Genomic DNA, 21757 nt, shown 5'->3' on the forward strand with positions numbered 1-21757 from the left:
CCTGGCACAAGCCGTCTGAACCGTCATCCTGAGGAACCGCGAAGCGGTGTCTCGAAGGATGCTCGGCCCCGCTGGTGGCCGTCGTGCTTCGAGGCTCGCTCCGCTCGCACCTCAGCATGACGGTGTTAGAGTAGAATGCGCACTCTCGATCGTCAGTGCGAGAAGCTCGCGACCAAGCATCCATCTCTCGGCTTGCTGTGTGATGGATTGCTTCGCGGAGCCTGTCATCGGGCACGCGTTCGCGCGACCCGTTGGCTCGCAATGACGATTTACAGCGTGGCGGGACTACCCCGCATCCACCGCCCACTCCGCGCCGTCGATCGCATAGGGCGCGTGGCGGAAATCTCTGATGGCGGCGAGCTTGTCGGCCGACCAGTCGAGCAGCATAAAATATGTCGGCGGCGCGTTCGCCTCGTTGGGATCGAACACCAGGATAGCGGCGCGTCCCTCGACCTGCCCCGGCACCAGATGCCAGTCGGTGGCCTTGGAATAGTTGCCGAAATAACGCGACACCTCGGCCTTGCCGTTCAGCCTGGTGCGGTTGACTAGCTCGAGCCTGATATCGTCGGCGATCATGGCACGGATAGCGTCGAAGTCGCGGGCGTTGAAGCGGCTGACATAGGCGTTGAGCCGGATCCGATCCGTCTCCGACAGGCCGGGCCGCGGTGCATCGTCCGACTCGCCGGCGAATGCGCGCAATTGGGTGCGGCCGCGATGCAGCGCCGCCTTCACCGCCGGCAGGCTAAAATCCATGATGTCGCAGACCTCGGCCAGCGAGCAGCCGAGCACGTCCATCAGGATCACGCTCGAGCGCTGCGCCACCGGCAGGCGCATGAAGGTGCGCAGGCTGGCCGCTGCGATCTCGCGGCGGGTGACGTCATCGAGCTCTCCGGTCATCATGTCCACCTCCTCCGGCGAGCGGAGTGCTTCCTGGCGGTTGCGCCGCCTGAGGAAGTCGAGCGCGGTGTTGTGGGCGATCCGAAACAGCCAGGCCTCCACGTTCTGGATCGGGGCGGCGGAAGCGAACGCTTCCACCGCCTTGATCAGCGCGTCCTGCAGCACATCCTCGCCGTCGATCACCGAGCCGACCATGCGCGCGCAATAGCGATGCAGCTTCGGGCGCAATGCCGAAAGGTGCTGGTTGATATCGACGGCAGGCGATGTTGACATCATTCCACTCCGGACCCGGTCAAGACTCCTCCAGCATACGGTAATTGCCGACGATGCTGGCGCTACGCACCAGGGGCGGCTCCGCGCAGCGGTCGCGGATACCATCCTGGAACGCCTGGAACGCGGCAAGCTTCGGGATCGGGCTCGAGCCGTCCTCGGCGGCGGCCTCGACAAAGTGCACGAAGGTGTCGTCCTCCAGCCGCAGTGTCAGATAGCGCACGCCGTCCGGCTGCGCCGCCTTCAGCTCGGCAAATACCGCCTTCACCAGCTCGGCATTCCTATCCGCCATCTCCGGCTTCGCCTTGTACCTGATCAGGGTCCGTCTCATGGGTCTCACTCCTTGGGAAGTGTTGTCGTCACCTAAAGCATGATGAGTGAATCGGTCGAGCGGCGGGCTAAGTCGACCTCTCCCGCTTGCGGGGGAGGTCGCATCGCATCGAAGATGCGATGCGGGTGGGGGCTCTCTCCACAACGTGACTCGCGGAGAGAGCCCCCACCCCAGCCCTCCCCCGCAAGCGGGAGAGGGAGCGCACCGTCGCCGCGGCCGCTGTTCAACCTCATCTCATCGTTCCCCAAGGACGTTTGCCGGCCGGCAAAGGATGCGGTCCGGGAAAAATAATTTCGCGCCGCATCCTTTGCCCCTCCCGCCTCGTCTTGGCGATGAAGCGCGCCGCAACAGGGCGGCGCGGCAATGGAGAGCAAACATGCAGACCCCGATCTCTCGCACCGGGCAGCTCTGGGTGCTCGGCGTCACCGCGCTGGCATCCTTCATGATGGCGCTCGACGCCATGGTCATCACGACGGCGTTCGCAACCATCCGCGCCGATTTCGGCAGCCGGGTGGAGACGCTGCAATGGACTGTCAATGCCTTCAACCTCACCTTCGCCGTGCTGCTCCTGACCGGCGCGGCGCTCGGCGACCGCTTCGGTCGGCGGCGGATGTTCGCAGCCGGGATCGCCCTGTTCGTCGTCGCATCGGCCGCCTGCGCGCTGGCCGGCAACGTGCAGGCGCTGATCGCCGCCCGGGCGCTGCAGGGCGCCGGCGCCGCGCTCGTGATGCCGCTGGCGATGGCGATCCTGAGCGGCGCGTTCGGCCGGGACGAGCGCGCCCGCGCGCTCGGCATCTTCTCAAGCATCACCGGATGCGCGCTGATCGTCGGCCCGGCCATCGGCGGCTTCATCACCACCCATCTCGGCTGGCGCTGGATCTTCTGGATCAACCTTCCGATCGGCCTGATCGTGATCGCGCTGGTGCTGACGCGCCTGCGCGAAAGTTTTGGCCCGGCCGCACCGCTCGACATTACCGGGCTGTCGCTGGTTGCCGTCGCCGCGCTGGCGCTGGTCTGGAGCCTGCTGCGCGGCAACGCCGTCGGCTGGCTAAGCGCCGAGGTGGTGGGCACGCTGGCCACCGGAATCGTGTTCGCAGCCGGCTTCGTGCTGTGGGAATTGCGCACGGCAACGCCGATGCTGCCGATGCGGCTGTTCGCGTCGCGCGCGTTCGCATCCGGCATGGCCGCGAGCGTGCTGTTCTATGCCGCGATGTATGGCGTGCTGTTCCTGCTGCCGCAGTTCCTGCAGACCACGCTCGGCTTCGACGCCTTCAGCGCCGGGCTTCGCCTGCTGCCCTGGACCGCGACGCTGTTCGTTACGGCGCCGGTCGCCGGCGCCGTCGTCAACCGGTTCGGCGAGCGGCCGCTGGTGGTGACGGGCCTGCTGATGCAGGCGATCGGGCTTGGCTGCATCAGCGAGATCGTGAGCCCCACCGTCCCCTACTCCGCCCTGGTCGCCCCGCTGGTGCTGGCCGGCGTCGGCGTCTCGATGGCGATGCCGGCGGCGCAGAACGCGGTGCTGAGCGCAGTGGCGGTGACCGAGATGGGCAAGGCCTCCGGCGCCTTCAACATGGGCCGCTTCCTCGGCGGGATGTTCGGCATCGCCGCGCTGGTGGCGGAGTTCTCCGCCACTGGCGCTGCCGATTCCGCCGTTCATTTCGCGAGCGGATTTGCCGCGGCGATGAGTCTTGCCGCCACGCTGTCGCTGGCCGGTGCGGCCGCGGGACTTGTTCTGCCGGCACGCCACCGCGCGCTGGCCGCGGCCGCACCGCAGGATGCGTGAGGCCATGACGATAGGGTTTCGCTATCGGGCGATCCGGCAATTCGTCTTGGAATGGAGCTGCGAATGAATACATAATCGCAGGTGACGAAGCCGTTCGAACCGGGGACAAAATCGGATGACAGACGCGCCGGCCAAACCTCATCGTGTGGTGATCGTCGGCGCCGGTTTCGGAGGGATCGAGGCCGCGTTCGGGCTGGCCGGCGCGCCGGTCGAGATCACGCTGATCGACCGCCGCAACCACCACCTGTTCCAGCCGCTGTTGTACCAAGTCGCCACAGCGTCGCTTGCGACCAATGAGATCGCCTGGCCGATCCGTTATCTGTTGCGCGACCGCCACGAGGTGACGACGCTGTTTGCCAATGCGAACGGCGTCGATGTCGCAGGAAAACGTGTGCTGCTCGATGACGGCGAGAACGTTCCCTACGACACGCTGATTCTCGCCACCGGCGCGCGCCACGCCTATTTCGGCCATGACGAATGGGAGCCGTTCGCGCCGGGACTGAAGACCCTGGAGGACGCCACCACCCTGCGGCGGCGCATCCTGGTTGCCTTCGAGCGCGCCGAGCGCGAGACCGATCCGGAGCGACGCGCGGCGCTGCTCACCTTCGTCGTGATCGGCGCCGGCCCGACCGGCGTCGAGATGGCCGGCACCATCGCCGACCTCGCCAACGACACGCTGCCGCGCGATTTCCGTCACATCGACACCCGCAAGGCGCGCGTGGTGCTGATCGAGGCCGGCCCGCGCGTGCTGGCGGGCTTTCCCGAGGACTTGTCGGCCTATGCGCAGCGCTCGCTGGAGAGCCTCGGCGTCGAGGTGATACTGGGCCAAGCGGTGACGGAATGCTCAGCCGACGGCGTGGTCTATGGCGGCAACACGCTGGCGGCACGCACCATCGTCTGGGCCGCCGGCGTGCGCGCCTCGCGTGCCGCCGAATGGCTGAACGCGCCAGCCGACCGCGCCTACCGCCTGCAGGTCGAACCCGATCTGACGGTACCGGGCCATCCCGAGATCTTCGCGGTCGGCGACACCGTCACGATCAAGGACCCCGACGGCAATCCGGTGCCCGGCATCGCGCCGGCCGCCAAGCAGGAGGGCCGCTACGTCGCAGCCATGATCAAGGCGCGGCTCGCGGGCAGGACGTTGCCGCCGTTCCGCTACAAGCACGCCGGCAGCCTCGCCCAGATCGGCAAGCGGCTCGCGGTGATCGATTTCGGCTGGCTCAAGCTGCGCGGCGCGCTTGCATGGTGGATCTGGGGCATCGCCCACATCTACTTCCTGATCGGCCTGCGCAACCGCCTCAGCGTCGCACTGAGCTGGCTCTGGATCCACGCCCGCAATCAGCGCGCCGCACGGCTGATCACGCAAGGCAGCAGCAAGGTGGGGCAGTAGGCGTGCAGCCGGCGATAGGCGCAATTCTCGTTCCGTCATTCTGAAACGCGCATCCCGCGCTTCTCAAGGGGACGGGGCAATCGGCTGCGCACTCGGTTCGCCTCTCCCCCTGTGGGAGAGGCCCGGAACGCATGAAGCGAAGCGGAATGCGCTCCGGGTCAGGGGTTGCGGTCTCTCCTCGCGGTGCGCCGCATGGAGAGATACCCCTCACCCCAGCCCTCTCCCACAAGGGGAGAGGGGCATAGCGGAGCCAATGGACACAGACTCGCCTCACCCCATCACGTGATGCGGCGAGCGGCCGAACGCGATTTTGAACGCGCGGCTGAAATGCGAGACGTCGCTGAAGCCGAATGCGAGCGCAACGTCGGTGACGTGGGCGAAGCGCCGCTCGGCTAGCGCGCTGTAGGCGCCGGCGAGGCGCTGCTGCCAGAGCCAGCGGATCGGCGTCGTCCCCTCGCGTGCGAACAGGCGATTGAGGGTGCGCGGCGCCAGGTTCTGTGCGGTGGCAATGCTGTCGAGATCGAGCCCGGGGTCGTCGAGATGGGCCAGCATGTAGGCCTTGACCCGCGCCAGCCGCTCGTCGCCATGCCGAAGCGAGTCGTCGGTCAGTTCTGACTGCAGCGTTGTCGCGAAGATGTCGAGCGCGGCGGCGCCGAGCCGGATGGCTGCGGGCCCGGCGTCATCATCGAACCGCACAAGCTGGCGGATGAACAAGCTCGCCAATGCACCGACCTTCGAGTCGCGGCCGATCCGCCGCGCGGTCAGGCGGTGCGCGTCCGGTAGCCGCGACACCAGCAGCGGTCGCGGGATCGACACCATGATCGCGTGTGCCTGCGGTGCGAATTCGAGCGTGAAGGGCTGCGACTGGTCGTGCAACATCAGATCGCCGCGATGCATCTGCGCGTCGCGCCCGTTCTGCGCAAAGCTGACCTCGCCATGCAGCGTCAGCCACAGCATGAAATAATCGCGCGAATCCTTTCTCGTGTCGCCCGAACTGCGCATCACCCTGATACGATCGGCGGCCGCAGTCTTCGACCAGATGTCGTTGATGACCAGCGGGCCGAAATGGTGAATCGCGATCGAGGCCTGAAACGCGTCATCCGCCAGACGGCGGCACTCGGTCAGCGAGAACTCGCGGCAGGTGACGTGATGCCAGCGATCGAAGCTGTCACCCGGCCTGACCGCGACTGTGTGGTGGTGGGCCTGCACTGGACCATGCTCCCGCTCAACCCGGCGCCGGATATTCTGCGTCCGCCGCCCGGTTCTGGCAAGCAGAGTCCAGCGACTGGCAAGCGCAGCCAAGAGCTGCGGCCGCAGCCGATGTAGAAGATGTCTCCCACCAGGAGAGGAGACACCCGATGGGCTACCAATGCGAAATCATCGATCCGGCCCGTACCGTGATGATCGTTGTCGACATGCAGAACGATTTTGTGGCCGACGGCGCCAAGCTGCGCTCGGCCCAGGCCGCCGCGATGGTGCCCCGGCTGGCGCAGACCCTGGAAGCCTGCCGCGACAAGGGCATCCGCGTCATCTACACCGCCCACGTCCATCGCCGCGACGGCAGCGACATGGGGCTGTATGACGACCTCTATGCGCCGATCGCCGACCGTTCGTCGCTGGTCGACGGCAGCGACGGCGTCGAGATCTTCAAGGACCTGGCGCCTGCGCCGGGCGAGCACGTCATCAAGAAGCACCGCTACAGCGCGTTCTTCTCGACCGACCTCGACCTCATCCTGCGCGAATGGGGCATCACCACGGTCATCATCTCGGGCACCACGACCGAGAACTGCTGCCACGCCACCGCGCGCGACGCCATGTTCCACAATTACAAGGTGGTGTTCCTGTCGGACGCGACCGGCACGTTCGACTATCCCGACGTCGGCCAGGGCGCGATGTCGGCCGAAGAGGTGCATCGCGCCACGCTGACGATCCTGGCGTTCTCGACGGCGCATGTGATGACGGCCACGGAGATGCTGGCGCGGGTGAAGCCGGCTGATGGAGCGGCGAAGGCGGCGTAGGCTGTTCTCCCTCTCCCCGTTCTTACGGGGAGAGGGCTGGGGTGAGCGACTATCTGGATTGTCAAGTTGCATTGGGGTAAGCGGCACGCGCATCGCGTGCTTTGGCGTTGAGGCGGACCAGGAGCTTGCGGGCGAGCGCAATGCGCACGACCATTTTCTCCTTGCCAGCCTTGAGCAGCCGGTCGCGGAACTCGCCGAGGCTGTTGTCGTAGCGGGCGGCGATGGCCGCGACGAGGAAGAGGATGGAGCGGACGCCGGCGCGGCCGCCGCGGGTGGGTCGCTTACCCTTGCGCTTGCCACTGTCATTGGCGATCGGGGCGAGACCGGCAAGCTTGGCAATGGCCTTGTTGGACACCGTGCCGATCTCCGGCAGCTCGGCATGGAGGCGGGCGACGGTCCGTCCGGCAACGCCCTTCATCTCGCGCCAGGTCTCGGCGAGCTTTGCCCACAGCGGGTCGTCATCGATCATCGAAGCGATCTCCCCTTCGAGCGAGAGGGATTGGCGCTTCAGCAGGACGATCACCTCGTCAATGCTCGCACGCATCTCGCCGTTGTCGAACATGCTGGCGCGGCGCTGCTTCTGGACGGTCAGATCGTCGGTGACCTGTCTGAGCCTTGTCACCAGGGCCTTCAGCCGCTGCTGGGCTTCGCTTGGCAGCGGGGTCGCTGCCAAGTTCTTGGCATGGGCGAAGCGGGCAATCACCGAGGAATCGATCCGGTCGGTCTTCTCCAGAATGCCCATCGCCTCGGCATAGCGCCGGACGCTGCGGGGATTGGTCAGCGCGCAACTGATCCCCTCCTCCCAGAGCCCGACGAACACCCCTCGCTCGTAACCGCCACTGGCCTCCATCACCGCCAACGTGACGGCGTGCTCGCGACAGAACGCGGCCAGCTTGGCAATGCCTGCGGCATCATTATCGAAGCTCGCAAACCGTTGTCCGGGTTCGATACAGGCATCGAGCCTGGCCTTCGAAACGTCCACTCCACAAATCGTCTTCTTCACGGTAACCTGCCTTGTCCATGCGATCGGAACTCAAGCGACTGTTCGGTCATGCGTGACATGGCGAAGATCCCAGAGCTCACCCACGGTTGTAGCCGGAGGGGCAAACGGGCGACATCGCCACGCGCTTTGGCCGGTGGCCACCGGCCAAAGCGCAAGTCGCTTCCATCGCACAAATCATGGCCGTGCAGATACAAGGGGCTCCATCCACGAGAGCAACTCACGGAGACTCCCCCTCACCCGGATCGCATCCGTCGATGCGATCCGGCCTCTCCCCGCACGCGGGGCGAGGCGAACCGAGAGCGAGGCAACAGCAGTCCTTACTTCACCAGCGAACACCCGCCATCGGCGAGCGGCCGGAATGCCTGATCCGCGGGAATCGCCGCGATCAGCTTGTAATAGTCGTACGGATACTTCGACTCCTCCGGCTTCTTCACCTCGAACAGATACATCGGATGGATGACGCGGCCGTCCTGGCGGATGGTGACGTCGCCGAACAGCTTGTCCTTGCCCTTGAAGGTCTTCATCTGCGGCACCACTACCTTGGCGTCGTCGCTGCCGGTGGCGGCGACGGCGTTGAGATAGGCGAGCGTTGAGGCGTAGACGCCGGCCTGGTTGCCGCTCGGCATCTTGCCGTTCATGCCGGGACGGGCGGCAAAGCGCTTGGCAAAGTTGCGGGTGTCGTCGTTCATGTCCCAGTAGAAGGCTTCGAGCAGTTGCAGGCCCTGCGCGACTTTCAGGCCCATGCCGTGGATGTCATTCACGAACAGCAGGAACGCGACCATGGTCTGGCCGCTTTGCTGGATGCCGAACTCGGCCGCCTGCTTCACCGCGTTGATGGTGTCGCCGCCGGCATTGGCGAGCCCGATCACCTTGGCCTTGGAGTTCTGCGCCTGCAGCAGGAAGGAGGCGAAATCGGAGGTGCCGAGCGGATGCTTGCTGGAGCCGAGCACCTTGCCGCCGTGCTTCTCGATGTAGTTGGTCGCCTCGGCCTCGATGCCCTTGCCGAGCGCGTAGTCCACCGTGACGAAATACCAGTCCTTGCCGCCGCGCTGCATCATCGCGGCCGCAGTCGTGTTGCCGGTGGCCCATGCATCATTGACCCATTGGATGGTGTTCGGCGAGCAGGCCTTGCCGGTGAGGTCGGAGCTTGCGGTCGAGGACGCCAGGAACGTCATTCTGCTGTCGCGCAGGATGGTGTTGATGGCGAGGCCGACCGCCGAGTTCGGCACGTCGACGATGGCGTCGACACCCTCGACATCGAGCCATTTGCGCGCGATCGCCGAGCCCACGTCGGCCTTGTTCTGGTGGTCGGCGTAGACGATCTCGACCTTGATGCCTTTGCCGCCGCCGGCAAAATCCTCCGCCGCCATGCGCGCGGCTTCCACCGAGCCCATGCCGTTGGTGTCCTGGAAGATGCCGGAAATGTCGTTGAGCACGCCGATCCGCACCACGTTGTCGGAAATCTCCGCCCGCGCGGTCCCTACGGCGCAGGCCAATGCCAGCGCCAGCGCCAGACCAACCCCAAAGCCCCTCATCGTCCCCTCCGTTTCCTCGTTCCTCAGCCAGCCACTTGCCGGTCTCTAGTCTTCGTCAGGCTGGCGTGATCTCGACCGGCAGGCTGCCCAGCCCGCGCAGCGTGTTGTTGAAAAGGCGCCTCGGCTCGCCGACGATTTCGATCCTGGCAACGCGGCGCGCCAGCGCCGCCATCATCACCTCGCCTTCAAGGCGGGCGACGAGTTGGCCGACGCACATGTGGATGCCCGAGCCGTAACCGACATGGCCCGACGTGCGACGCGTGATGTCGTAGGTGTCGGGCTGTTCCCACCGGCGCGGATCGCGGTTGGCCGCGGCCAGGAACATCAGCACCTTCTCGCCTTCCGGGATCCTGGCGCCACTGAGCTCGACATCGCGGGTGGTGGTGCGGAAGAAGGTCTGGACCGGACTTTCAAACCGCACGGCTTCCTCGAAGGCGTTGCGCGCCAACGTCGGATCGCCGCGCAGCCTTTCGAACTGGTCGGGAAAGCGTGCCAGACAATAGACGGCAGCGCCGATGCCGTTGACGGTCGTGTCGAGACCAGCGGACAGCAGCGAACGCACCAGCAGCGGCGCTTCGGTCTCGGTAATGGCGCCGCTGTCGACGTGGGCATGGATGCAGGCGCCGATGCCACCGGGCGCGAGGTTGTCGCGCTGGCACTGCTCCGCAACATAGGCCTGATGTGGCGCCGAGCGTTCGATGGCCTCCTCGCGGAGCAGGTTCGGCGGGCCGAAGGCGTTGAACACCAGGCTCGCATAGGGCAGCAGATGCTCGCGGCCCTCGGGCTTCAGGCCGAGCGCATCCGGGAAGATCGACAACGGATAGGCTTCCGCAAGGTCCTCGATCGCGTCGAAGCGACGCTTTTCCAACAGCGCATCGACACGGGCCTCCGCCGCGGCGGTAAACCGCCCGCGAAGCTGCTTCATCACGGTCGGCGACAGCACCGTGCTCAGCACCGCACGGGTGCGGGTATGGGCCGGCGGATCGGCCTCCAGGATCAGGCTCGGCGGCCGCCACGGCTTCTCCTTGGCGAAATCGCTCAAGCCGACTCCGCGGCTGGAGCAGAAGGTCGCCGGATCGTTCAAGACGGCATGGACCTCGGCGTAGCGCGCCACGCCATAGACATTCCACTTGTCGAGATAGACCACGGGTGCGGCCTCACGCAGCCGCTCATGAGTCGGGAACGGGTCGGCGAAGAAGTCGAGCGCGAACGGGTCGACGTCGAGATGCGGAACGGACGCACTGGCTGTTGCAGTCATCAGGACCTCCCGAGGTTTGATCTTGTCAAGAAGGAGCGCATGTCTATTGCTCCCGGACGGTTTCGCAGCGATGATTCGAGAGATGAGCAGTCAGCCCCTTCCCCGAAAGCCCCGCCGGCCGAAACCGGCCGATCCCGCAGAGGCCGCCAACGGCCCGCTGCTCGACCTCAACCGCTACGTGCCCGGGCTCGTCACCTTTATCGGCAACAAGCTGTCGAACAGCGCGACCGCCTATTACCAGAAGAATTTTGGCGTCAATGTCACCGAGTGGCGGATCATATCGCAGCTCGCGATCGAGCCGGGCATTCCGGCCTCGCGGATCTGCCAGGTCATCGGCTTCGACAAGGGGCCGGTCAGCCGCAACCTCGCGGCGATGCAAAAGCGCGGGCTGGTGACGATCCGCACCGCGCCGGACGACGGCCGCACCCATGCGATCGCCCTGACCGCCCGCGGCCGCGCCGTCCACGACAGGGTGATCGTCGCGGCGCTGGAGCGCGAGCGGCGGCTGTTGTCCTGCCTGAAGAAGGATGAGCGGGAGGTGCTGATCGACCTGCTGCGCCGGCTGCACGAGAATCTCGGCAACGTGACCGGGCAAAGCCCGACCTGAGCGCGCGGCGGAGCCGTACGCGGTCCGTTGCAGTACCGCGACACTCCGAAGGCCTGCGACAATAGTTCGTGCCGATCGCGCTGCGCTGCGCAACATTCTCCTCCCAAACGCGTGGCCGTTGACCGGCCCTGCCCGATTGGCGGCCAAGCTCGCACAGCTTAGTTGCCAAGGCAACTAAAAAACGGCGCGTGCAGCGCGGCAAGAGGAAGTACACCCTGGAGTCCAGGGGCTTACGGGCGTCGGCGCAATCTCCTGGGTTCACCTCGCCCGCTTGCGCGAGGGCGACTTCGAGACGGCGAAAGGCGGGTAGCCGGATGGAGCGCAGCGCAATCCGGGTCAGGACCGTCCGCGGTGAAGCCCCGGATTTCGCTTCGCTGCGTCCGGGCTACAGTCGCTCTCCACAGCGGGACCCGTGAAGGAGCCCCCACCCCGGCCATCCCCCGAGAAGGACGCACTGCCAACGCGGCTGGAGCGGAGCCTAATCCTAATCGTCTCGGATGACGAACAAGCTCACCCCGCACAAGCAATCGGCTCGACCGCCGCATCGTTCTCCAGCACCGCCACCGCCGCGGCGCGGCGGGTCAGCACGGCGCGCTGGTTGATGTAGCCCTTGTCGGTAATCTCGCCACCGTCGACCGAGGCGGGCTCGGTGAGCAGCAGCGCGCGGGTGGCATGGCCGGAGGAATGGCCGCCCTGCGCCTTCAGCTTCGCCAGCCCCAGCGCGATCGCGCTGCGAACATCGGCATGGCCGATCACATCCCTGATGTCGGCGTTCTCGGTCAAGCCGGCCAGCGCGCGGCAGGCGGCGACATTCGGAAACACCAGGAAGCGGACCTCGTCGCGGCCATGACCTGACACCACGATGTCCTGCGCGAGCGGCGCCAGCGCCGTAATGCCGGCGACGCGCAGTGTGCCGACAGAGACCCAGGTGCCGGAATTGAGCTTGAAGTCCTCCGCGACGCGGCCGTCGAAGAATAGGCCGAGTTCGGGCCTGTCGGGATCGGCGAAGGTGACGGCATCGCCGATCAGGTAAAACCCCTCCTCGTCGAAGGCCTGCGCCGTGAGACCCGGCGCCTTCCAGTAGCCCGGTGTGACGTTCGGGCCGCGCACCCGCACCTCCAACTTGTCGCCTGACGGCACCAGCTTGAGCTCGGTGCCGGGGATCGGCACGCCGATATTGCCGGAGCATTTGGCGAGGAAATGACAATCGGTCGCAAGCGGCGAGGTCTCTGTCGACCCCCAGGCCGAGACCATCGGCAGCGGGCGGCCGACAGTTTGAAGTGACAACCCTTGCAGCGCATCCCAGAGGTTCTGCGGCAGCGCCGCGCCGGCATAGAAGGCGAATTTGGTGCCCGCGAAGAACTTGCGGCGCAGCTCCTCGTCGGTGCGCAGTGCCGCGATCAGCATGTCGAAGCCGCGCGGCACGTTGAAATACACCGTCGGCACCACGCTGCGCAGATTGGCGAGCGAGGTCGAAAACAGGCCGGGCGCAGGCTTGCCGCCGTCGATATAGAGCGTGCCGCCGTTGCGCAGCACCAAGTTGAAATTGTGGTTGGCGCCGAAGGTGTGGCTCCAAGGCAGCCAGTCCAGGATGATCAGATCGTCGGCAGAGGATTCCAGGAACGTCCAGGTCTGCGCCTTGGCCTGCTGACTCGAGGTCAGCATGCGCTCGGTGTTGATCACTGCCTTCGGCGTACCGGTTGAGCCCGAGGTGAACAGGAATTTTGCGATCGTATCCGGTGTCACCGCCGCAAACGCCGTTGCGACGTCAGGCGTTTCCGCCGTCGCCGCGATGCTGCGGAACGGCAATGCGTCGGCATCATCGGGACTGCCGCTGACGATGGTCGCCAGATGCAGCGGCTTGATCGCGGCCAGCGCCGCCGCGAACGGCTTGGTGCCCGCGACATAGATCGCGCCGGGCTCGAGCAGGCTGACCATACTCCTCAGCTTGTCGAAGTCCTTCGACATCAGCGAATAGGCCGGCGAGATCGCGGCCGAGGGCACGCCGACATGCTGGGCGGCGAGCGCGAACAGCGCATGCTCGATGCTGTTGTCGGAGAGGATGACGAGCGGCCGCGCCGGGCTCAGCCCCTGCGCCAGGATCCAGGAGGCGGCGCGACGCACGATGCCGAGCGCATCGCGATAGGTGACCGTGGTCCAGGGCACCTCGGCATTGGCGCGCTCGCCCAGGAAGATGCGATCCGGCGCCTGCCGCGCCCACTGCTCCAGCCAATCGCCGACGCAGCGGGCGCTTTCCTTCAGCGGCGTAGTGGAACGGATCAGGATGCTGCCGTCGGCACGATGATCGGCAACGATCGCGGGCGTCGCGAACAGGCTGCCCGGATTGTCTCCGCTCGCCATCGTCATGATTCCTCCTCGCCCGCATTGCGCAGATCGCGCGGCAGCGAGGTGCCGCGTGTCCCATCTGGCTCTTTGCCACAATGTTGCGGACACCGATTGTTGTCGTCAACAACAATCTTTCCCTGATGCGGGCGGCGCGCTAGCATCCGGTCATGGCAAGGAAGCAGCAGGCGTCACGCAAGACGATCAGAGGAGGAGTGGCAATTCGCCGCCCCGCGGCGCGCAGCGCGAATGGCGGCGCACATGTCGCCGCGGAGCGGGAGATCGGCCTCGACGCGCTGGCCGGCCACGCCGGCTATGCGGTGCGGCGTTTCCAGCTCTGGATCTTCCAGGATTTCATCAAGACGCTCGCCGAAGCCGACATCCGCCCGACGCAATATTCGGTCATGACCGTGATCGGCGCCAATCCGGGGCTCAGCCAGATGGCGGTGGCGAAGCGGCTCGGGATCGAGCGCGCTCGGCTGGTGCATCTGCTCGACAGCCTGGAGCGGCGCAATTTGGTCAGCCGCAGCGCGTCCGCCACCGACCGCCGCTCCCACGCGCTGCATCTGACCGCATCAGGCAAGGCCGCGCTGGCGCAGTTCAAGCGGCTCGCCGCCCAGCATGAGCGGCATGTGGCGGAGAAAATCGGTGAGGAGAACCGCGCGCGGCTGCTGCAGATCCTCGCCTGCTTCACTTGACGACGCTTGCGCCACTGAAGCGCGATGAATTTCGATCGAGTCGGCTTAGCTACGCGTTCGTTCACCTCTCCCCAACGGGGAGAGGTCGATTTGCGGAAGCAAATCGGGTGAGGGGCCGCAGCGCTAACGAGATACCGTGATCCCTCACCCGGCGCTGCGCGCCGACCTCTCCCAAGGGAGAGGTGAAGCACCGCCGTCGCTCCAGCTCAACCTAATCTCATTACGCTTTAGCCAGGCCAGATCAGCTCCTGTAGCTGCACGAGGTCGCTGGCCCTGTCCGGCCAGCTTTCGATGCAGATATGCCTGAGCGGATCGGATGCGCGGTGCAGCAGCATCAGGGCCATCAGCCGCCGCTTCAGCGCGAATGTTACGTCCTGGCGCGCGATGCCGAAGCCGTCAAACAGGCTGCGCACCCGGCGCGGATGGCCCGCCGCCATGAATGCGCTCGGGCCGAGCAGGTCGTATTCGCCCCACCCGGTCTGCACGTCGCCGAAGTCGAACAGCCCGGCGACGTGCCAGCCGTCGCCGCCCTGCGCCAGCAGGAAATTCTCCGGAATGTACTCGCCGACCAGAATCACCGGCGGCGCATCCATCGGGATCAGCGCAGCCGCGTCGCGCAGGAGATCGTCGAGCCCGGCGAGGAATTTCTGCGGCAGTCCGAGCCGCCCGTGGCGGGCCCTGCACTGCGCGATCTGCTGGCGCATATACACATCCCAGCGCGGCTCGATTGCCGACAGCGCGCCCGGCGGCACACGCTGCACCTCGGCAATCACGGCGCCGATCTCGGCGAGCACCCGCTCCTTCTGCACCTCTGGCAACGACCGCCACACCTCCGAGCCCACGACGCCGGTGAGACGGGTGATGACGAGATAGGGCCAGTCGTCACGCTCGCCGACGGCTACGATCTCGGGTGTAGGAATCGCGAGCCTGCCGCGCAGCAACGTCAGTGCGGCGTGCTCGGAGACGAACTGCGAGCGCAGGAACGGCGGGAAGATCTTGAGGATCAGATCGCCGCCAAGCCCGACGACGAGATTGGTGCCGGTTGCGAACACATGCGGCGCATCGCACGGCAGCCCGTGGCCATCGGCGATGTCGCGTGCAACCGGCAGCCAGCGCGAGGTGTCGCTACGCCAGGCACGGTAGGTGTCGTAATCGGTGAGGAGTGGCAGAGACATTCTCGGAGATTAGTGCGAGGAGAGACTTCGTAGCCCGGATGGAGCGAAGCGTAATCCGGGGGCGCTTTTTCGGGGCAACGCAGAATCCCGGATTGCGCTGCGCTCCATCCGGGCTACATGGCTCACTGGTCCGGATTGGCGCGCTCGAACTGGCGCAGCAGACGGTTGCCGCGCTCGACAGCGTTGTCCATCGCGGCCTGCGCGGTTCGCTTGCCGGCAAAGACCTGCTCGAGCTCCTCCTCGATCACGTCACGGATCAGGACGAACGAGCCGAGCCGGATGCCCTTCGAATTGTCGGTCGGCTCCTTCAACGTGACTTGCTCGATTGAGATGGAGGTGCCGGGATTGCGGTCGTAGAAGCCCTGCGTGCGGGTGAGATCGAACGCGGCGCGGGTGATCGGCAGGTAGCCGGTGTTCTGGTGCCAGGCGGCCTGCACCTCGGGCCGCGACAGATAGGCGAAGAACTTCGCCACCCCGGCATATTCGGCGGGCGGACGGTCGCGCAGCACCCATAGCGTGGCGCCGCCGATGATCGAGTTCTGCGGCGCGCCCTGCACATCGGGATAATACGGCATCATGCCGTAGCCGATCTCGAACTTCGAATTGGCCTTGATGTCGGCGCGCGTGCCCGACGAGCCGATGAAGATGCCGCATTCGCCCTTCTGGAAGCGCGGCTCCGCCGCCTGCCCGCGGCCGCTATAGTCGAAGACCTTCGTCGTCTGCCACTCCGCGAGCTGCGCGATGTGACGCACCACGATCGGATTGTTGAAGATCAGTTGCGCGTCGAGCCCGCCGAACCCATTGGCCCGGGTCGCGATCGGCAGGTTGTGGAAGGCGGAAAAGTTCTCGATGTTGATCCAGGACGGCCACGACGTCGTGACGCCGCACATCATGCCTGCCGCGCGCAACCGCTTCGCCGCCACGCCCACCTCGGGCCAGGTCTTCGGCGCCAGGTCCGGATCGAGCCCGGCCGAGCGGAACATGTCCTTGTTGTAGTAGAGGATCGGGGTCGAGGCATTGAACGGAAACGACAGCATGTTGCCGTCGACATCGGCGTAATAGCCGGCGACCGCCGGCAGATAGGCCGACGGCGTAAACGCCTCCGACTGATCGCGCATCAGCTCGAACACCGGATAAATGGCGCCGCGCGCCGCCATCATGGTAGCGGTGGCGATCTCGTTGACCTGAACGATCGCCGGCTGGCTGCGCGAGCGGAATGCAAAGATCGCCGCAGTGACGGTCTCGGTATAATTGCCCTTGTAGGCCGGCACGATCCGGTAATCGGATTGCGAGGCATTGAAGGCGGCGGCGAGCTTCTCGACCTGCTTGCCGAGCTCGCCCGACATCGCGTGCCACCACATGATCTCGGTCGAAGCTTGCGCAGGTGACACAAGCAGAAGGACCGCTGCGACGAGCTGCAGGACTTTCCTGGCGAACTTCACGGCGATCCGTTCCCGGTGGCGATGTGCCGTCATAAGCCGCAATGTCGGCAGTTTCAATCGACACGGTTGGTTGCGGCGCGGAATTAACGATTTGGCCAATGGGCGAACCGCCGGCCTTCTGCTAAAAATGTGTTGAACCTTTTCTTCCCGCCCTGGACACAGATCACAAGGGGAATTGTTGCCTGTGTACTGCCGCGCCTGCCTTTCGCGGACCATGACGCTCGTTGCCGCGCTGTCGTTAACGACGGCTTCGGCGCACGCGCTTGCGCGCGAATTCCGCAACCAGGCGGAGGATTCCGGCGTCAGGATCGATTCCGACCGAACGCCGCTCGGGGCTGCGATGGCCAGCGTCCAAGCCGATGCCGAGCGCGATCCTACGGCAGCCGCACTGGTCGAACGCAAGGTGGAGTGACCGAAACTTGGCGGCGCCGCAACAAGACCGGAATGCAAGACCGCTGCGGGGCTTCGGACCGCAGGGCCGTTTTCGCATTGTCCAGTTGCTGCGATCGGTCCCGATTCGTTGGCGCATTCTCTCGATCGCGCTGCTCAATTCCGCTGTCGTGGTCGTGCTCGCAGTGCTGATCTGGAATGGCTCCAAGGTGCTCGGCTCGGCCTGGGAGGATGTCCGTCAGGTGCGGAAGTCCGACCGGATCCTGGCCAATCTCGAGAGCGAAACCAGCCGCCTGCAAAACCTGATCCATCGCTACATCAATCAGCCGAGCCCAGACCTGTTCGCGGAGATCCTGTTGCTGCGCGAGGCCGTGCTCGGCACGCTGACGACCCGCGCCTCGACCGACCCGATGCTGTCGGGCTCGGTCGAGGAGCTTGAACGCGTCACCAGCCGCTTCCTGGACGGTTTCGGGGAATTGCGCGCGGTGCAGGCGAAGATCTCCAAGACCTATAACGAGCAGGTGCTGGCGCCGACCAAGGACATGGCGGGGCTCTATTCGATCATCGAGGGTGCGACGGGCCATCGCGACGCGCTGATCTGGCCTTCGCTCGGCAAGTCGCGCGAGGCGTTTACCTCGCTGCTGGTCGCCGCCAACACCTACTATCTGTCGCTCGCCCCGGAATCCGCCGAAGAGGCCCGCCGCAACACCGACACGATCGAGAAGACCATCCCGATCATGACCAATCTTGCCGAGAACGACCTGCAGCGCATGGCGCTGACGCGGCTCAAGGTCAAGACGGCAGAGCTCCGCGACGGCCTCGCCAAGCTGAGCGAGCAGCTCGCCAACCGCACCGATCTGTTGCGCAACACGGTCGATGCCAGCCAGGCCGACGCGATCGGCGCGATCGACGACCTCTCGACCAAGATGCGCCAGCGCGAGCAGAAGGCGCAGGAGACTTTTGACAGGACGCTCTCTTCCATCTCGCGCCGGGTGCTGTCGATCGCGGTGATCTTTCTTGGCGTCATCATGTCTGCCGGCGTGATGATCGCGCTGTCGATCCGGCTGCCGCTGGCGCAGATCATGGCGGCGATGCGCGCCATCACCTCGGGCGATCTCGACCGGCCGGTGCAAGGCGCATCGGCCAGGGACGAAGTCGGCGCGATGGCCCGCGCCGTCGAGGTGTTCCGCGAGAACGCAATCGCCAAGCGCAAGACCGAGGACGAGTTGCGCACCGCAAAGGAAAAGGCCGAATCCGCGCTGCTCGAGCTCAACACCGCGCAGCAAAATCTGATCGATGCCGAGCGCCTTGCGGCGCTCGGCGGCCTCGTCGCCGGCGTCGCGCACGAGGTCAACAATCCGATCGGCATCAGCCTCACGGTTGCCTCGAGCTTCGCCCGTCGTGCCGAAATGTTCGAGGGCGAGCTCAAGAGCGGGCCACTGCGGCGCTCGAAGCTCGACGAATTCGTCCGCACCTCGCGCGACGCATCGCAACAACTCGTGGCCAATCTGCAGCGCGCCGGCGAGCTGATTCAGTCCTTCAAGCAGGTCGCCGTCGACCGGTCGCACGCCGAGCGACGCCAATTCAACTTGAGTGAATCGACCGACCAGATCGTCGCGAGCCTGCGCCCGGTGCTGAAGAAAGCCGCCGTCACGCTGGTGGTCGATGTGCCCGAGGGCCTCTTGATCGACGGCTATCCCGGCGCCTATGGGCAAATCTTAACCAATCTTTTCCTCAACGCCGTCAATCATGCCTTCGCGGATGGCCGCTCCGGCACGATCACGATCTCGGCGCGGGCACGCGGTGCCGACGATATCGAGATCATCTTCGCCGACGACGGAGCCGGCATGACCCCGGATGTGCAGCGGCAGGCGTTCGACCCGTTCTTCACGACGCGGCGCAACGAGGGCGGCACGGGTCTCGGCCTGCACATCGTCTACAACCTGGTCACCCAGCAGCTCGGCGGACGCATGATGCTGGAGTCAAGACTGGGACAAGGCACCACTTTTCGCATTATCATGCCGAGGATCGCCAGGGGCGAGCCCACCATCACTGACGCAGCAGCCGACGGAACCAGTCAATGGCCGAACAGGACGATGTCCTCCACCTGATCGACGATACCGAGAGTCCCCCGGAGGATTCGCCGGCCCGCAAATGGAAGATCGCCGTTATCGACGACGATCACGCGGTGCATGAGGGCACCCGTTTCGCACTGAGCGACTACAATCTGAACGGCGCGACGCTGGAAATCCTCTCGGCCTATTCCGCGGCCGAAGGTCGCACGCTGATGCGCGATAACCCCGACATCGCCGCCGTGCTGCTCGACGTCATCATGGAGACCGACGTCGCCGGCCTCGAGCTCGTCGAATACATCCGCAACGAGATCAAGAACGAGACCGTCCGCATCATCCTGCGCACCGGCCAGCCCGGACAGGCACCGGAACGGCGCGTCATCGTGCAGTACGACATCAACGACTACAAGGCGAAGACCGAGCTCACCGCCGACAAGCTGTTCACCTCGCTGACCGCGGCGCTGCGCAGCTATCAGCAGCTCGAGCGCATGGTGCAGACGCGGCGCGGACTCGAGATCATCATCGACGCTGCCTCGACGCTGTATGATTTCAAGTCGATGCAGCGGCTGGCCGAAGGCGTGCTGACCCAGCTCGCATCGCTGCTCAATGTCGACTGTGCCGGCATTCTGGTGCTCCGCGACAACGGCAATGCCGCGGCCGACGATTTCTCGGTGCTGGCCTGCTCCGGCTGCTACAGCCGCTTCATCGGCACCACCTCCTCGAAGGCGCTCGACCAAGATCTGCGCGAGATGGTGGAAGCCGCCTTCCAGCGCCGCAAGAATGAATTCGCCGACCATCGCAGCGTGCTCTATTCACGCACCGGCAGCGGCCGCGAGGTCGTGGTGCTGTTGCAGGCGGAGCGCCAGCTCTCCGACACCGACCGCGCGCTGGTCGAAATCTTCTCGAGCCGGCTGTCGATCGCATTCGACAATGTGATCCTCTATCAGCAGCTCCACGAGGCCAACACCCAGCTCGAAGACCGCGTCGCGCAGCGCACCCGCGCGCTGATGCAGGCCAACCGGCGGCTGTCGGCGCAGTGGCTGCGGCTGCAGCGTGCCAATGGCTTCAAGAACGAAATCCTCGGCACCGTGGCCCACGACCTGAAGAATCCGCTCGGCGTGATCCTCGGCCGCACCGAGATGCTGACCGAATTGATCGGCGCCGGCTCGCCCAAGGAAAACGTCACCGCCCAGGTCGAGCATATCAGGGACGCCACCAAGCGGCTGACTTCGATGGTCGACCATCTGATCTCGGATGCGATGGCGGACGCCTTCGACATCACCATCCGCCGCGAGCCGGTCGACGTCGCAGCCCTTGTCAACGAGGTGACCGAGGCGAACCTGCCCTCGGCGATCAACAAGCAGCAGAGTATCTCGGTCTCGGGGCCGCAGCAATTCGTCACCATGTGCGACGCCGACCGGATCCGCGAGGCGATCGACAACCTCGTCAGCAACGCCATCAAATATTCGCCGATCGGCGGCAAGATCACGGTCGCCGTCAGCCACGAGGCCGACAGCACCGTGATCCGCATCGCCGACCAGGGCCCCGGCCTCAGCCCTGAGGACCTCGGGCGGCTGTTCGGCCGGTTCCAGCGGCTCTCGGCCAAGCCCACCGCGGGCGAGAGTTCAACCGGCCTCGGGCTTTCGATCGTCAAGCGCATCATCGACATGCATGGCGGCCATGTGACCGCGCAGAGCCCGGGCCCCGGACAGGGGTCGACCTTTACGGTTACATTGCCCGCGACAGAGGCATCATGAGCCAGACACCGCATATCTTCATCGTCGACGACGAGGCGCCGGCCCGCGAAATGGTCGGCGATTATCTCAAGATGCACGGCTTTGGCGTGACATTGTGCGATGGTGGCAAGAGCCTGCGCAAGGAGATCGAGACCGCCACGCCCGATCTCGTCGTGCTGGATCTCAACATGCCCGAGGAAGACGGGCTGTCGATCGTCCGCGACCTCAAGAGCCGCATCAACGTCCCCGTCATCATGCTGACGGCTACTGCCAGCCCGATCGACCGTGTGGTCGGGCTCGAGCTCGGCGCCGACGACTATGTCGCCAAGCCCTGCGAATTGCGCGAGCTGATGGCGCGCATCCGTTCGGTGCTGCGCCGGAGCGGCCCGGCGAAGGCGGCGGCGCCGGAACCGGCGAGCGCGAAGGCGGAAAAGGAGCAATTGGTGCGGTTCGGCACCAAATGGCTCGATCTCGAGGCCCAGGCGCTGCGCGACGACGAGGGCAATGAGCATCCGCTGACCGCGTCCGAATTCGGCCTGCTGAAGGTGTTCGCGGCCAACCCCAAGCGCGTGCTGTCGCGCGAGCGGCTGTTGGAACTCGCCAATGCGCGCGATGCCGAGGCCTTCGACCGCGCCGTCGACCTCCGCATCATGCGGATCCGGCGCAAGATCGAATTCGATCCGACCAAGCCCTCGGTGATCCGAACCATTCGGGGCGGCGGCTATCTGTTCTCGCCGACCGGCGACAAGGCGTAAGCGTCGTTAGTAGTCTTGCGTCGTCCCGGCGCAGGCCGGGACCCATAACCACGA

General features: G+C 65.6%; 18 protein-coding genes. 9 read left to right on the forward strand and 9 right to left on the reverse strand.

Going from position 1 to position 21757, the window contains the following annotated elements; genetic code table 11:
• Nucleotides 1-285: 285 nt before the first annotated feature.
• On the reverse strand, nucleotides 286-1170 hold the full coding sequence (locus P6U30_RS35505) for a sigma-70 family RNA polymerase sigma factor (RefSeq protein ID WP_407167306.1): 885 nt from the start codon (nucleotides 1168-1170) through the stop codon (nucleotides 286-288).
• A gap of 19 nt (nucleotides 1171-1189) precedes the next feature.
• The gene (locus tag P6U30_RS35510) at nucleotides 1190-1498 is read right to left on the reverse strand and encodes a hypothetical protein (RefSeq protein ID WP_407167307.1); all 309 of its coding nucleotides are present in this window, start codon (nucleotides 1496-1498) and stop codon (nucleotides 1190-1192) included.
• A 376-nt stretch (nucleotides 1499-1874) separates the two neighbouring features.
• Between P6U30_RS35510 and P6U30_RS35515 the strand changes: the two genes are divergently transcribed.
• Entirely contained in the window at nucleotides 1875-3281 is a 1407-nt protein-coding gene (locus P6U30_RS35515; RefSeq protein WP_407167308.1) for a DHA2 family efflux MFS transporter permease subunit, read from the forward strand.
• Nucleotides 3282-3396: 115 nt separating this feature from the next.
• The gene (locus tag P6U30_RS35520) at nucleotides 3397-4671 is read left to right on the forward strand and encodes an NAD(P)/FAD-dependent oxidoreductase (protein ID WP_407167309.1); all 1275 of its coding nucleotides are present in this window, start codon (nucleotides 3397-3399) and stop codon (nucleotides 4669-4671) included.
• 270 nt (nucleotides 4672-4941) lie between these two features.
• On the opposite strand, the gene P6U30_RS35525 is transcribed toward P6U30_RS35520, so the two are convergent.
• Complete coding sequence (locus tag P6U30_RS35525) at nucleotides 4942-5880, reverse strand: helix-turn-helix domain-containing protein (protein ID WP_407167310.1); 939 nt, start codon at nucleotides 5878-5880, stop codon at nucleotides 4942-4944.
• Nucleotides 5881-6029: 149 nt separating this feature from the next.
• On the opposite strand from P6U30_RS35525, the gene P6U30_RS35530 reads away from it, so the two are divergent.
• Nucleotides 6030-6689 (forward strand): cysteine hydrolase family protein, encoded by a 660-nt coding sequence (locus tag P6U30_RS35530; RefSeq protein ID WP_407167311.1) that lies wholly within the window; start codon nucleotides 6030-6032, stop codon nucleotides 6687-6689.
• A gap of 61 nt (nucleotides 6690-6750) precedes the next feature.
• Here the strand turns inward: P6U30_RS35530 and P6U30_RS35535 are convergent, their stop codons facing one another.
• From P6U30_RS35535 to P6U30_RS35545, 3 genes are all read right to left on the reverse strand, one after another.
• On the reverse strand, nucleotides 6751-7692 hold the full coding sequence (locus P6U30_RS35535; RefSeq protein ID WP_407166174.1) for an IS110 family transposase: 942 nt from the start codon (nucleotides 7690-7692) through the stop codon (nucleotides 6751-6753).
• Between the two features lie 317 nt (nucleotides 7693-8009).
• Nucleotides 8010-9227 carry an ABC transporter substrate-binding protein gene (locus P6U30_RS35540; protein ID WP_407167312.1) on the reverse strand — a complete coding sequence of 406 codons (1218 nt, stop codon included), beginning with the start codon at nucleotides 9225-9227 and terminating at the stop codon, nucleotides 8010-8012.
• A 55-nt stretch (nucleotides 9228-9282) separates the two neighbouring features.
• Entirely contained in the window at nucleotides 9283-10485 is a 1203-nt protein-coding gene (locus tag P6U30_RS35545) for a cytochrome P450 (RefSeq protein ID WP_407167313.1), read from the reverse strand.
• An 82-nt stretch (nucleotides 10486-10567) separates the two neighbouring features.
• Between P6U30_RS35545 and P6U30_RS35550 the strand changes: the two genes are divergently transcribed.
• Nucleotides 10568-11092: a MarR family winged helix-turn-helix transcriptional regulator gene (locus P6U30_RS35550; RefSeq protein WP_407167314.1), complete on the forward strand. Its 525-nt coding sequence runs from the start codon at nucleotides 10568-10570 to the stop codon at nucleotides 11090-11092.
• A gap of 510 nt (nucleotides 11093-11602) precedes the next feature.
• Here the strand turns inward: P6U30_RS35550 and P6U30_RS35555 are convergent.
• Nucleotides 11603-13459: a feruloyl-CoA synthase gene (locus P6U30_RS35555; RefSeq protein WP_407167315.1), complete on the reverse strand. Its 1857-nt coding sequence runs from the start codon at nucleotides 13457-13459 to the stop codon at nucleotides 11603-11605.
• A 146-nt stretch (nucleotides 13460-13605) separates the two neighbouring features.
• Between P6U30_RS35555 and P6U30_RS35560 the strand changes: the two genes are divergently transcribed.
• Nucleotides 13606-14133, forward strand: coding sequence for a MarR family winged helix-turn-helix transcriptional regulator (locus P6U30_RS35560; protein ID WP_407167316.1), 528 nt, complete (start codon nucleotides 13606-13608; stop codon nucleotides 14131-14133).
• Between the two features lie 227 nt (nucleotides 14134-14360).
• Here P6U30_RS35560 and P6U30_RS35565 read toward each other — a convergent pair whose 3' ends face one another.
• Nucleotides 14361-15308 (reverse strand): phosphotransferase, encoded by a 948-nt coding sequence (locus P6U30_RS35565; protein WP_407167317.1) that lies wholly within the window; start codon nucleotides 15306-15308, stop codon nucleotides 14361-14363.
• Between the two features lie 122 nt (nucleotides 15309-15430).
• Nucleotides 15431-16783 carry a sn-glycerol-3-phosphate ABC transporter substrate-binding protein UgpB gene (ugpB, locus tag P6U30_RS35570; RefSeq protein ID WP_407167318.1) on the reverse strand — a complete coding sequence of 451 codons (1353 nt, stop codon included), beginning with the start codon at nucleotides 16781-16783 and terminating at the stop codon, nucleotides 15431-15433.
• A gap of 181 nt (nucleotides 16784-16964) precedes the next feature.
• On the opposite strand from ugpB, the gene P6U30_RS35575 reads away from it, so the two are divergent.
• The 4 genes from P6U30_RS35575 to P6U30_RS35590 all read left to right on the forward strand — a co-directional run bounded on the left by P6U30_RS35575 (nucleotide 16965) and on the right by P6U30_RS35590 (nucleotide 21703).
• Nucleotides 16965-17162, forward strand: coding sequence for a hypothetical protein (locus tag P6U30_RS35575; protein WP_407167319.1), 198 nt, complete (start codon nucleotides 16965-16967; stop codon nucleotides 17160-17162).
• 154 nt (nucleotides 17163-17316) lie between these two features.
• The gene (locus P6U30_RS35580) at nucleotides 17317-19251 is read left to right on the forward strand and encodes an ATP-binding protein (protein ID WP_407170622.1); all 1935 of its coding nucleotides are present in this window, start codon (nucleotides 17317-17319) and stop codon (nucleotides 19249-19251) included.
• Nucleotides 19221-20969 carry a DUF3369 domain-containing protein gene (locus P6U30_RS35585; RefSeq protein ID WP_407167320.1) on the forward strand — a complete coding sequence of 583 codons (1749 nt, stop codon included), beginning with the start codon at nucleotides 19221-19223 and terminating at the stop codon, nucleotides 20967-20969. Before P6U30_RS35580 ends, P6U30_RS35585 begins: the two co-directional genes overlap by 31 nt.
• Nucleotides 20966-21703 carry a response regulator gene (locus tag P6U30_RS35590; protein WP_407149132.1) on the forward strand — a complete coding sequence of 246 codons (738 nt, stop codon included), beginning with the start codon at nucleotides 20966-20968 and terminating at the stop codon, nucleotides 21701-21703. The genes P6U30_RS35585 and P6U30_RS35590 overlap by 4 nt, the downstream gene beginning before the upstream one ends.
• Nucleotides 21704-21757 lie beyond the last annotated feature (54 nt).

The sequence above is a fragment of the Bradyrhizobium sp. ORS 111 genome (assembly GCF_045571485.1).
GTDB lineage: Bacteria > Pseudomonadota > Alphaproteobacteria > Rhizobiales > Xanthobacteraceae > Bradyrhizobium.